At 73.0% G+C, this 12,162-nt stretch carries 10 protein-coding genes; 8 read left to right on the forward strand and 2 right to left on the reverse strand.

What is annotated here, in order from left to right:
• Window positions 1–109 precede the first annotated feature (109 nt).
• The 7 genes from ACLQ22_RS04935 (at window position 110) to ACLQ22_RS04965 (ending at window position 8,866) form a co-directional block, all read left to right on the forward strand.
• Window positions 110–1,288 carry a PP2C family protein-serine/threonine phosphatase gene (locus tag ACLQ22_RS04935; RefSeq protein WP_425691252.1) on the forward strand — a complete coding sequence of 393 codons (1,179 nt, stop codon included), beginning with the start codon at window positions 110–112 and terminating at the stop codon, window positions 1,286–1,288.
• Window positions 1,285–3,036 carry a sensor histidine kinase gene (locus ACLQ22_RS04940; protein ID WP_425691253.1) on the forward strand — a complete coding sequence of 584 codons (1,752 nt, stop codon included), beginning with the start codon at window positions 1,285–1,287 and terminating at the stop codon, window positions 3,034–3,036. Before ACLQ22_RS04935 ends, ACLQ22_RS04940 begins: the two co-directional genes overlap by 4 nt.
• Window positions 3,033–3,485 carry a response regulator gene (locus tag ACLQ22_RS04945; RefSeq protein WP_311413128.1) on the forward strand — a complete coding sequence of 151 codons (453 nt, stop codon included), beginning with the start codon at window positions 3,033–3,035 and terminating at the stop codon, window positions 3,483–3,485. The genes ACLQ22_RS04940 and ACLQ22_RS04945 overlap by 4 nt, the downstream gene beginning before the upstream one ends.
• Window positions 3,478–4,290: an inositol monophosphatase family protein gene (locus ACLQ22_RS04950; RefSeq protein ID WP_425691254.1), complete on the forward strand. Its 813-nt coding sequence runs from the start codon at window positions 3,478–3,480 to the stop codon at window positions 4,288–4,290. The genes ACLQ22_RS04945 and ACLQ22_RS04950 overlap by 8 nt, the downstream gene beginning before the upstream one ends.
• 192 nt (window positions 4,291–4,482) lie before the next feature.
• Window positions 4,483–5,526: a coiled-coil domain-containing protein gene (locus ACLQ22_RS04955; protein WP_425691474.1), complete on the forward strand. Its 1,044-nt coding sequence runs from the start codon at window positions 4,483–4,485 to the stop codon at window positions 5,524–5,526.
• A gap of 36 nt (window positions 5,527–5,562) precedes the next feature.
• Window positions 5,563–7,116, forward strand: coding sequence for a fused MFS/spermidine synthase (locus tag ACLQ22_RS04960; RefSeq protein ID WP_425691255.1), 1,554 nt, complete (start codon window positions 5,563–5,565; stop codon window positions 7,114–7,116).
• 70 nt (window positions 7,117–7,186) lie between these two features.
• On the forward strand, window positions 7,187–8,866 hold the full coding sequence (locus ACLQ22_RS04965; protein WP_425691256.1) for a serine/threonine-protein kinase: 1,680 nt from the start codon (window positions 7,187–7,189) through the stop codon (window positions 8,864–8,866).
• 11 nt (window positions 8,867–8,877) lie between these two features.
• Here ACLQ22_RS04965 and ACLQ22_RS04970 read toward each other — a convergent pair whose 3' ends face one another.
• Both ACLQ22_RS04970 and ACLQ22_RS04975 read right to left on the reverse strand, forming a co-directional pair.
• Complete coding sequence (locus ACLQ22_RS04970; protein ID WP_425691257.1) at window positions 8,878–9,546, reverse strand: potassium channel family protein; 669 nt, start codon at window positions 9,544–9,546, stop codon at window positions 8,878–8,880.
• Window positions 9,536–10,870, reverse strand: coding sequence for a TrkH family potassium uptake protein (locus ACLQ22_RS04975; protein ID WP_425691258.1), 1,335 nt, complete (start codon window positions 10,868–10,870; stop codon window positions 9,536–9,538). Before ACLQ22_RS04975 ends, ACLQ22_RS04970 begins: the two co-directional genes overlap by 11 nt.
• Before the next feature lie 140 nt (window positions 10,871–11,010).
• On the opposite strand from ACLQ22_RS04975, the gene ACLQ22_RS04980 reads away from it, so the two are divergent.
• A complete protein-coding gene (locus ACLQ22_RS04980) occupies window positions 11,011–12,135 on the forward strand; it encodes a glycerophosphodiester phosphodiesterase (RefSeq protein WP_425691259.1) in 1,125 nt (374 codons plus the stop codon).
• Window positions 12,136–12,162: the final 27 nt, after the last annotated feature.

The raw sequence follows: 12,162 nt of genomic DNA on the forward strand, positions 1-12,162 counted from the left end.
GAAGGAGCCCGACATCACCAGCGATCTCCCGCGTCTCGCGGCGGTGACCCGGCCGCACCGGGGGACCGGCCTGGCCGGTTCCTCCGTCGTGCCGTACCCGCACGGCGGCATGGGACGTCATCCCAACCTGCCTCCCGGCGAGCGGCTGCGGGTGCTGCTGGTGGAGGACGACGAGGGCGACGCCTTCCTGGTCGGCGAGTTGCTCGCCGAGACCAACTCGATGATCGACCTGCTGGTCGCGACCAGCCTCAGCGAGGCCCGGCAGCGCGTGATGGGCGTCGACTGCGTCCTGCTCGACCTGGGCCTGCCCGACGCGCAGGGTCTCGACGGGCTGCGTCAGGTGCTGGAGATGTCCAGCGGCGCCGCCGTCTGCGTGCTGACCGGCCGCTCCGACGAGCACCTCGGCATCGTCGCGGTCGCCGAGGGCGCCCAGGACTACCTGGTCAAGGGCCAGGTCGACGGGGTGCTGCTGACCCGGGCGCTGCGCTACGCGGTGGAGCGCAAGCGGGCCGACGAGAACGCCCGGCGGCTGCGCGAGGTCGAGCTGCGCCAGGCCGAGTCCGCCCGCCTCGAACGGGGCCTGCTGCCCCAGCCGCTGATGACCACCGACGTGGTCGCGGTGCACACCTTCTACCGGCCCGGCCGACACGCCGCCCTGATCGGCGGTGACTTCTACGACGTGGTGCAGACCCGGCCCGACCGGCTCGACCTGATCGTCGGCGACGTCTGCGGGCACGGCGTGGACGAGGCGGCCCTCGGCGTCGAGCTCCGGGTCGCCTGGCGGGCGCTGATCCTCGCCGGCGTGCCCGACGACGAGGTGCTCCCGGCGCTGGAACAGGTGCTGATGAGCGAGCGCCGGCTCCAGGAGATCTTCGCGACCGTCGCCACCGTGCGGCTGGACCTCGACGCCAACCGGGCCACCGTCCGGCTGGCCGGGCACCCGCCGCCGCTGCTGCTCGCCGGGGGCAAGGTGGTGCCGGTTCCGGCACCCGGCGGCCTGCTGCTCGGCGTACGACCCCGCCGGCCCGTGGCCTACGACCTGGAGTTCGACACCGATGACTGGTCCCTGTTGATGTACACCGACGGTCTCATCGAGGGCCGGACCGGCGAGGGTGACGAGCGCCTCGACGTGCCGGGCCTCAGCGGACTGCTCGCCGACCCGGCGACCCTCGCCGTGCCGCTGGCGGAGCTGCCGGCCTGGCTGGTCGGGCGCGCCGAGCAGCTCAACGGCGGCCCGTTCGCCGACGACGTCGCCATGCTGCTGGTCAGCCGGGGTGGTGGCCGGTGACGGGCGTCCGCCAGTGGACCCTGCGTCAGCGGGTCGTCACGCTGCTCACCGTCGTCGCCGTCCTGCTGATCGGGCTGGCGGGCGGCGCGGTGGCGGTGGCGACGAAGAACCGCATGCACATCGACGCGATCCTGAACAAGACCGGGCCGCTGCGGGTGCAGGCGCAGGAGGTGCAGAACGCGCTGCTGGACCAGGAGACCGCCGTGCGCGGCTACGCGGTCAGCGGCAACCCGGCCGACCTGACGCCGTACGACGCCGGGCGCAAGCGGGAGCAGGATCTGGTCGCCTCGATGGAGCGGCTGCTCGGCGACTACCCGGAGATCCGGCAGGAGCTCCTGGACGTGGAGCAGCGGGCCGAGGAGTGGCGCCAGGCGGTGGCGGTGCCGGTGGTCACCACGACGCAGCAGAGCGGCACCGCCGCGGGGCAGGCGTTGATCACCGACCAGGCCCGGGAGCAGTTCGACGCGGTCCGCAGTGCGCTGGACGACCTCCAGCTCGAGATCTTCGAGGCCCGGCAGCGGAGCGCCGAGGACGTCCGGCGGACGAGCAACCTGTTGGTCGTCCTGCTGATCGCCGCCGTCGCGGTGGTGATCATCGCCGGCAGCATGCTGCTGGTCTCCCTGGACAAGATGGTCATCCGCCCGCTGACCGGGCTCGCCGACCAGGTCCGCGAGGTGGCCGAGGGCGACTACCAGCACGGCATCGCCGGCGACGGCCCACCCGAGTTCGTCCGGCTCGCCGAAGACGTGGACGCCATGCGGCGCAAGATCGCCAAGGACCTGGCCGAGGTACGGGAGGCCCGCGAGCGCATCGAATGGGTCAACAGCCAGCTCCAGAAGCAGGCCGAGGAGCTCACCCGCTCCAACCGTGACCTGGAGCAGTTCGCGTACGTCGCCTCGCACGACCTCCAGGAGCCGCTGCGCAAGGTGGCCAGCTTCTGCCAGCTCCTCCAGCGCCGCTACGCGGGGCAGTTGGACGAGCGGGCCGACCAGTACATCGCGTTCGCGGTCGACGGCGCGCAGCGGATGCAGCGCCTGATCAACGACCTGCTCGCCTTCTCCCGGATCGGCCGGCTCACCACCGGCTTCACCGAGGTCGACATGAACAAGGTCATGGGGGACGTGGCCGGCCAGACCGAGGCGGCCCGCCAGTACGCCGACGCGGAGCTGACCTGGGGTGAGCTGCCCGTCATCCGTGGCGAGGAGCCGCTGCTGACCAACCTGCTGGCCAACCTGGTCAGCAACTCGGTCAAGTTCCGCCGCCCCGAAGTGCCCCCGAAGGTGCACGTCTCGGCCCGCCTCGTGGGCGACGAGTGGGAGTTCAGCTGCCAGGACAACGGCATCGGGATCGAGCCGGAGTTCGCCGACAAGATCTTCGTCATCTTCCAGCGGCTGCACGCCAAGGACGCGTACCCGGGCACCGGGATCGGGCTGGCGATCGTCAAGAAGATCGTGGAGTACCACGGCGGCCGGGTCTGGGTGGACACGGACACCGAGGAGGGCACGGCGATCCGCTTCACCCTCCCGGCGCTCCCCGAGGACGTCGAGGCGGCCGCCGCGTCGGCGGCGGACGAGCCGGCGACCGACGAGGCCGTGACCGGGGACGGCGACGGACCCGCCGCCGAGGCCGGCACGGGCGGCGCCCCGGCGCAGGCCGACCGACGCGCCGACGAGACGGAGACCACGGACGGGCCCGACCGGGCGCCCGAAGGCGGTAGAACGGGTGACATGAGGGAGACGGTGGGATGACCGCGCCGGCGGACGGCAAGAGCCCGATCGAGGTCCTGCTGGTCGAGGACGATCCGGGTGACGTGTTGATGACCCAGGAGGCGTTCGAGGAGCACAAGCTCCGCAACCGGCTGACCGTCGTCTCCGACGGCGCCGAGGCGCTCGCCTACCTGCGGCGGGAGGGCCAGTACGCCGACGTGGTGCAGCCGGACCTGATCCTGCTCGACCTGAACCTGCCCCGCCGCGACGGGCGGGAGGTGCTGGAGGAGATCAAGAAGGACGAGCAGCTCTGCCGGATCCCGGTGGTGGTGCTGACGACCTCCCAGGCCGACGAGGACATCCTGCGCAGCTACCAGTTGCACGCCAACGCGTACGTGACGAAGCCGGTGGACTTCGAGCGCTTCATCTCGGTGGTCCGGCAGATCGACGAGTTCTTCGTCAGCGTGGTCAAGCTGCCGCCGCGTGGCTGACACCCTGCTCGACGACGTCGGCGGTCTGCTGCGCGAGACCGCCGACCAGGTCGTGCTTCCGCTGTTCCGCAAGCTCGACGACGCCGACATCAGCGAGAAGGCACCGGGCGACCTCGTCACGGTCGCCGACCGCCGCGCCGAAGAGGTGATCTCGACGGCGCTGCGCCGGCTGCGCCCCGGCTCGGTCGTGGTGGGCGAGGAGGCGGTCGCCGACGACCCGGCCCTGCTGGAGCACCTGCGCGGCTCCGGCGACGTCTGGCTGGTCGACCCGGTCGACGGCACCTCGAACTTCGCCGCCGGCCGGCAGCCGTTCGCGCTGATGGTGGCGCTGCTGACCGACGGAGATCCCGTCGCCGCCTGGGTGCTCGACCCGCTCGCCGGGACGCTGGCCGTCGCGCGCGCCGGCGAGGGAGCCTGGCTCGACGGCCGGCCGGTGCGCACCGGAGACCGCGCGCCCGCGCTCGACGCGGTGCGCGGCGCCGCCATGTCGCACGCCCTGCCGGCCGCGCCGCGCGCGCTGGTCGAGGCGGGCGGCGCGCGGCTGGGTGAACTGCTGCCCGGCCTGCACTGCGCCGGCCGGGAATACCTGGACGTGCTGACCGGGGACCAGGACTTCGTGCTCTTCTGGCGCACCCTGCCGTGGGACCACGCCCCGGGCGCCCTGCTGGTCCGGGCGGCGGGCGGGGTCGCCCGGCGCTTCGACGGCACCGACTACCGCCCGGGGGACGACGGCCACGGCCTCCTGGTCGCCGCGAGCGAGCAGATCTGGGTGGGGGTACGCGAGGCGCTGCTCGGCGGTGCGTGACGTCGGTGCGACACTGCGTCGACGTTCGGTGCTCCGGGCATTCGCGGGCCCGGTCCGGCGTGCTCCGTCCGGTATCCTGACCGCCGGTCTCCGCCAGCAGGCCGCCGTCCGGCGCCCGGCGAGGGCCGCCGCCGCGCCACGCCGTCGTCCGGGGCCGGCGGCCGACGGAAGGATGCTTTCGTGCGCAGGACCATGCCCGCCGGGCCGGACGGTCACCGCCCGCTGACCGCCCCGCCGGCCGGGCGGCGTGCCCGCCGCCCGCTGATCGCCCTGCTCGTCGCCGTGACGATGCTCTTCGCCGGCGGTGCCGTGCCGGCGTACGCGGAGCCCAACGAGGGCGGCACCAAGAAGCTCCGGGACGCCCTGGAGGCCACCGCCAAGGCACACATCGAGGCCAAGGGGAAGCTGGAGAACTCCAAGGCGCGGCAGAAGCAGCTGACCGGGCAGTTGGGCACGCTGGAGGTCCGGCTGGTCGAGCTGACCGCGCAGGTCGGCGAGGTGGCCGCCCAGTCGTACCGGCTGGGTCGGCTGACGCCCACGTCGATGCTGCTCGACAGCGCCTCGCCGGAGGCGTTCCTGGAGCGGGCGGCCAGCCTCGACCTGATGGCGCAGCGCGACGGCAGGCGGCTGCGCGACCTGACCCAGGCACGCGAGCAGGCCCGGCAGGCCAAGATCGCCATCGACACCGAGGTCCGCGAGCAGCAGAAGCAGCTCGCGGTGATGGCGAAGAAGAAGAAGGAGGCCGAGGCGGCGCTCGCGGAGGTCAGCTCGGGCAGCAGCGGCGGGTTCAGCGGCGCCAGCTCCTCCTCGGCGAAGCCGGCCCCCCGTAACTCGGACGGGTCCTGGCCGTCGGAGTCCTGTTCGGTGAACGACCCGACCACCTCCGGCTGCATCACCCCGCGCACGCTCAACGCCCTCAACCAGACCAAGGCGGCCGGCTACAAGCGGTACGTCTCCTGCTACCGCAGCGGCGGCTCCGGCGAGCACCCCAAGGGCCGGGCCTGCGACTTCTCGGCCGCCGCCGGCGGGTTCGAGGACAAGACCGCCACCGGCGGGGACAAGGCGTACGGGGACAGCCTCGCCGCCTGGCACGTGCGCAACGCCAGCCGGCTGGGCGTGCTCTACGTGATCTGGTACCGGCAGATCTGGCACCCCGGCACCGGATGGCGGGCGTACGGCGGCAGCGGCAGCCCCGCCGCCGACCACACGAACCATGTTCATCTCTCGATGTACTGACCCGGTGGCCCAGTTTTCCTGCGTACCATCGCGCGGGTGAGCTCCCCATCCTCCGACGTCACGGTCCCGCCGGCCCGGCCGGCGGCGACGACCGCCCTGGCCCTGCCCAACGGACTCGCCGCGTTCCTGGTCTTCTTCTCCAGCGGCGCCGTCCTGGTGCTGGAGACCGTCGCCCTGCGGCTCGTCGGGCCGTACGTCGGGGTGACCCTCCAGGTGACCAGCTCGGTCATCGGGATCGCCCTGGCCGCCATCGCCTACGGCGCGTGGACGGGCGGCTGGCTGGCCGACCGGCGCAACCCGAGGGCCCTGCTGGCCCCGGCGCTGGTGCTGGCCGGCATCGCCACCGCGGTCACCCTGCCCGTCGTCCGGTACGCCGGTGAGGTGCTGCGCGGCGGGGCGGCCTCGGCCATCCTGCTGCTCGTCGCGCTCGCGGTCTTCGTGCCGGCGGCCCTGCTCGCCGCGGTCACCCCGCTGGTGGTCAAGCTCCAGCTCGCCGACCTGCGGCGTACCGGTCAGGTGGTCGGCCGGCTCTCCGGCATCGGCACGCTGGGCGGCATCACGGCCACCCTGGGCACCGGGTTCGTGCTGGTGGCCGCGCTGCCCAGCACGGTCATCCTGTTCGCGCTGGCGGCCTCGCTCGGGCTCACCGGGCTGGGCCTCGGGGTGTGGCTGCGCCGCCAGGACGCCGCGGAGCTGCCCGGCCGCGCCCGCGCCAAGGCCGCCCTGGCGGTGCTGGGCCTCGTCGGCGCCGGGCTGACCACGGTCGCCCCGAACCCGTGCGACATCGAGACCGCCTACCACTGCGCCAGCGTGGAGGCCGATCCCGCCCGGGGCTCCGGCCGCACCCTGCTGCTCAACTCGGCCCAGCACTCGTACGTGGACCTCGCCGACCCCACCCACCTGGAGTACGCGTACACCCGGTGGATCGGGGCGGTGGCCGACGTGGTCGCGCCGAAGGGGCAGCGACTCGACGCGCTGCACCTGGGCGGCGGCGGCTTCACCGTGCCCCGCTACCTGACCGCCACCCGCCCGGGCACGGACAACGTCGTGTTCGAGATCGACGGCGGGCTGGTGGAGCTGGGCGAGCGGCAGCTCGGCGTACGCCAGGGGCCGGACCTGCGGGCGGTGGTGGGTGACGCCCGGATGCTGGTCGCCGGGGAGGCAACCGACAGCCGCGACCTCGTGGTCGGCGACGCGTTCGGGCACCTGGTGGTCCCCTGGCACCTCGCCACCCGGGAGATGGCCGCCGAGGTCCGCCGGGTGACCCGCCCGGGCGGCGTCTACGTGCAGAACGTCATCGACTACCCGCCGCTGCGCTTCATCCGCAGCGAGCTGGCCACCGTCGCCGCCGAGTTCCGGCACGTCGCCCTGATCGCCCCGGCGGCGGCGCTCGCCGGTCGGGAGGGCTCGAACTTCCTCATCGTCGCCTCCGACGCCCCGCTGCCGCTGGCGGCGGTCCGTGCCCGGCTGGCCGAGCTGCGGGAGGGCGCCAACCTGCTGGCGGGCGCCGACCTCACCGCGTTCGTCGGCGAGGCGCTGGTGCTGACCGACGACTACGCGCCCGTGGACCAGCTCCTCGCCACCGCCTGAACGGGTGAATCCCTGACCGATTCCGACCCTTGAGGTGTAGCCGGGCCGGTCCGGGGCAACAACGACTCTCATGGGTGGACCGATCCGGGACGGCGCACAACTGCTGGGTGAGCGGTACCGGCTGATCGAACAGCTGGGGGCGGGCGGCATGTCCGTCGTCTGGCGCGGCTACGACGAGGTGCTCGGCCGGCAGGTGGCGGTCAAGGTGCTCGCGTCGCGGCTGGCCGCCGACCGCGCGTTCCGGCACCGCATCCGGATCGAGGCGCAGGCCGCGGCCCGGCTGTGCCACCCCAACATCACCAACGTCTACGACTACGGCGAGTCCGAGCAGGTCGGCCTGACGGTGCCGTACGTCGTCATGGAGCTGGTCGACGGGGAGTCGCTGACCGGCCGGCTGCGCCGGGGCAGCCTGCCCTGGCGGGAGGCGGTGACGATCGGCGCGGAGGTCACCTCGGCGCTGGCCACCGCGCACGCCCGTGGCGTGGTACACCGCGACGTCACCCCGGGCAACGTCATGCTGACCGCCACCGGCGTGAAGGTGGTCGACTTCGGCATCTCCGCGCTGGTGGGGGAGAAGGAGAAGGGGCCGGACGGCACCCTGCTCGGCACGCCCGCGTACCTGGCCCCGGAGCGGCTCGACAACGGTCAGGTCTCCCCGGCCACCGACGTGTACGCGGTCGGCCTGCTGCTCTACCGGATGCTCACCGGCCGGCTGCCCTGGCAGGCGAGCACCACCACCCAGATGCTGCGCGCGCACATGTACAACGAGCCGGAGCCGATGCCGCCGGTGCCGGGGCTGCCCGACGAGGTGCGCGAGCTGGTGAGCCGCTGCCTGGCCAAGCGCCCGGGGGACCGGCCCGCCACCACCGAGGTCGCGCGGACGCTCGCCGAGGCCGCCGGCATGATCGCCGCGGTGCCGGTCTCCCCGGCGGCGGGGCCCGTGGACGAGGACGCGTTGGCCGCCGCCGGCACCACGATCCTGCCCTGGTCCGCCGCGACCGACGCGCTGCCGTTCTCCCGTACGCGCAACCGGCGTGCCGTGACCCGGCGCCGGCGGATCGAGGCCGGGGTGGCCGCCGCCGGGCTGGTGGCGGTGACGGCGGGGTTGTGGGGTTTCACCTCCCGCAGCCCGGCCAGCGGCGGAATCGACCAGCCGACCCAGGCGCGGATGGGGGCGGAGGCCCCGCCGCCGTGCCGGGTCGCGTACGCGCTGCGCACGGACTCGGGCAAGGACTTCGCCGCCGAGCTGACCCTGACCAACACCGGCACGCGGGAGCTGCGCGACTGGCGGCTGAGCTTCGCCTTCCCCGGCCAGCAGACGGTGACGAAGGCGACGCCCGTCCCGGTGCGCCAGCAGGGGCGCACGGTGCTCGTGGAGCCCGCCCCCGAGCGGGCCGCGCTGGCCCCCGGCGCGTCCGAGAAGCTCACCCTGACCGGCCGCCACGCCGGGGTCAACCCGCTGCCGCTGGAGTTCCGCCTCGGCGACGAGACCTGCGCCGTGCAGGTCTCCGGGGTGGCCGGTGTGGCGCCTGCCGTCGCGCCCACCAAGGCGCCGACGAAGGCGCCGGCCAAGCCCCCGACCAAGAAGGCCGGCACGTCGGCCGGGAGTTCGGGCGGCAGCTCCGGCGGGTCGAAGGCCAAGTCCGACAACTCGGGCAAGGGCAAGGGGGCGGGTGGTGGAAAAAAAGTAAGTCAGGCAACGGAAAAGGAAAGGGACGAGGACGATGACGACGGTGGCGACGACGACTGAGCCCGCCGGGGTCAGCTGAGCTCCGCGAATCGTTGCACCTGCTCGATGTTCCCCTCGACGATCAGCATGCTGCCCGGGGCGATCACGGTGGCGTCGGTGGCGTACCGGAAGCGTTCCCCCGGCAGCTTCACGCCCACCACGCGCACCCCGTAGCGCGCGGTGGGCGTCAGTTCCGAGAGCGGCCGGCCGAGCATCGTCTCCGGGGTGCACACCTTGGCGATGGCGAAGTCGTCGCCGAACTCGATGAAGTCGAGCATCCTGCTGACGATGAGATGGGCCACCCGCTCGCCGGTCTCCGCCTCGGGAAAGATCACGTGGTGCGCGCCGACCGAGTCCAGGATCTTGGCGTGCTTCGTGGAGGTGGCCCGCGCCCAGATCTGCGGTACGCCCAGCTCGGCCAGCGCCAGCACCGTCAGCACGCTCGCCTCCAGCGAGGCGCCGATGGCGACCACCACCCGGCCGAAGTCCGCCACGCCGAGCTGGCGCAACGACCCCTCCTCGGTGGTGTCGGCCTGCACGACGCGGTCGAGCTGGGCCGACCACCGCTGCACCTGGTCCGGATTGCGGTCGATGGCGAGCACCTCGTGGTTCATCGCGGTCAACGCGCCGGCCAGGTGGCACCCGAACCGGCCCAGCCCGATCACCACGATGCCGCTTCCGTCCGTCTTCCTAGCCGACAATGGGTTGCTCCTCCGGGTAGCGGTACAGCCGCCGGCGGGTGTTCAGGGCGATCGCCGACCCGAGGGTCAGCGGCCCGATCCGGCCGACGAACATGAGAATGATCAGGGCGAGCTGGCCGTTCTGCGGCAGCGACGCGGCGATCCCGACGCTGAGGCCGGTGGTGGTGAACGCCGACGTCACCTCGAACAGCGCCGCGTATCCGGGAACCCCCTCGGTGAGGAAGACCAGCACCACCGTGCCGCAGACCACCAGCGCGACGCTGAGCAGCGCGACGGTGATGGCCTGCCGCTGACTGGCGGTGGCCACCCGGCGGTGCCCGACCGTCACGTCCGGCTCGCCCCGCAGTTCCGCCCGGATGACGAAGGCGAGCAGGAAGAAGGTGGCCACCTTGATCCCGCCGGCCGTGCTGGCGCTGCCGCCGCCGATGAACATCAGCGCGATGACGAGGGGATAGCTCTCCTCCTCCAGGCCGTCCATGTCCAGGACGTTGAAGCCGCCGGTGCGGATGTACGAGTTCTGGGCGAATGCCACCAGGAGCTTCTCCGACCAGGCGTAGATGCCCAGGGTGCGCGGGTTGGCCCACTCGATGACCAGCAGGCCGGCGAAGCCCAGCACCAGCAGCGTCAGGCTGCCCCAGACGGTCAGCTTGGTGGCGACCGCCCACCGCGTCGGCTGCCGCCACTCCCGTACCGCCTCGAAGAGCGCCGGGAAGCCGATCCCGCCGACGATGGTGCCGAACGCCAGCGGCAGGGTGACCCAGGCGTCGGTCGAGAAGGCGACCAGGCTGTCGGTGTAGAGGGCGAACCCGCCGTTGTTGAAGGCCTGGACGGCGTGGAAGACGCTGCCCCAGAGGGCCCGGCCGAACGGGTAGTCGTAGCTGATCCACAGCCGGGCGGTCAGGATCGCGGTGATGACGGCCTCGCAGGCGAGCGCGAGGCCGGCGATGCGCAGCAGCAGCCGGCGTACGTCGCCGATGCCGAACTCGGCTGTCTCGGCCTGCACCAGCAGCCGGCTGCGCAGCCCCAGCCGCCGGGCCACCACGAGGATCACCAGGGTGGCACCGGTCACGATGCCGAGGCCGCCGACCTGGGTGAGCACGGTGATCATCACGAGCCCGAACTCGTTCCAGTAGTTCGGGGTGTCCACCACCGCCATCCCGGTCACCGAGACCGCCGACGTGGCGGTGAAGAGGGCGGTCAGGAACGGGGTGTGCCGGTGCTCGCTGGTGGCCCAGGGCAGCATCAGCAGCCCGGTGCCGACCAGGATCGTCACCAGGAAGCCGAGCGGCACGAGCCGCACGGGGTGACGGAGAAGCCGGCGCACCAGACAATCTTCCTTTTCCGCCGCGAGTCGGGTGTGGAAACCGGCATGCCGGGGTTTACCCGCCGGCCAGGCGCCGACCAACTCGCCGTCAGTCCGGGCGTGTCTGCTGAGGCGGATTCCTCGACGACAAGGAGACGGCGTTGCGACGTACCCTTTCCGCCCTCGCTGTGGCCGGCACCCTGCTGGCGGCAGCCGTGGCCGTGCCGACGGTGACCGCCTCGGCCGCCCCGGCGCCCGCCGCCGAGCGGGCGCGGGCGACGGACCGGCCCCTGGTGATCGCTCACCGGGGTGCGAGCGGCTATCGGCCCGAACACACCCTGGAGGCCTACCGGTTGGCGATCCGGCAGGGCGCGGACTACATCGAGCCGGACCTCGTCGCCACCCGCGACGGCGCGCTGGTGGCGCGGCACGAGAACGAGATCAGCGGTACGACCGACGTGGCCGCCCGCCCCGAGTTCGCCGCCCGCAGGGCCACGAAGAGCATCGACGGCGTCGCGGTCACCGGCTGGTTCACCGAGGACTTCACCCTCGCGGAGCTGCGGACGCTGCGGGCCAAGGAGCGGCTGCCCAAGGTCCGCGTCGCCAACACCGCCTTCGACGGCCAGTTCCAGGTGCCCACCCTCCAGGAGGTCATCGACCTGGCCCGCGCCGAGGGGCGGGCGCGGGGCCGGACGATCGGCGTCTATCCGGAGACCAAGCACCCGAGCTACTTCGCGTCCATCGGGCTGCCGTTGGAGGAGCCGCTGGTCGAGGTGCTGCGGCGCAACAGGCTGACCCACCGGAACTCTCCGGTGATCGTCCAGTCGTTCGAGACGGCGAACCTGCGCAAGCTGAACCGGATGGTCGACGTCAGGCTCGCGCAGCTTCTCGACGCCACCGGCCGCCCGTACGACTTCACCGTCGCCGGCGACGCCCGCACCTACCAGGACCTGGCGAAGCCGGCCGGCCTGAAGTGGATCGCCTCCTACGCCGACGGGGTCGGGGCGAACAAGAACCTGATCGTCCCGCGTGACGCCGCCGGCAGGCTGCTCGCCCCGACGACCCTGGTCCGGGACGCGCACCGGGAGCGGCTGATCGTCCACGCCTGGACGTTCCGGGCGGAGAACCAGTTCCTGCCGGCCGACCTGCGCATCGGCGCCGACCCGAACGCCCGCGGCGACATCCAGGCCGAGTACGAGCTGTTCCTCAGCCTCGGCCTCGACGGCGTCTTCACCGACCACCCGGACACCGCCGTCGCGGCCCGGGAGGGTCTCGCCCGGCGCTGACGCCCCTGGCCGCCGCCCGCCCGCGTC

Origin of the sequence: Micromonospora sp. DT178 (assembly GCF_049841695.1) — a bacterium.
In the GTDB taxonomy this organism is placed as follows: Bacteria; Actinomycetota; Actinomycetes; order Mycobacteriales; family Micromonosporaceae; genus Micromonospora.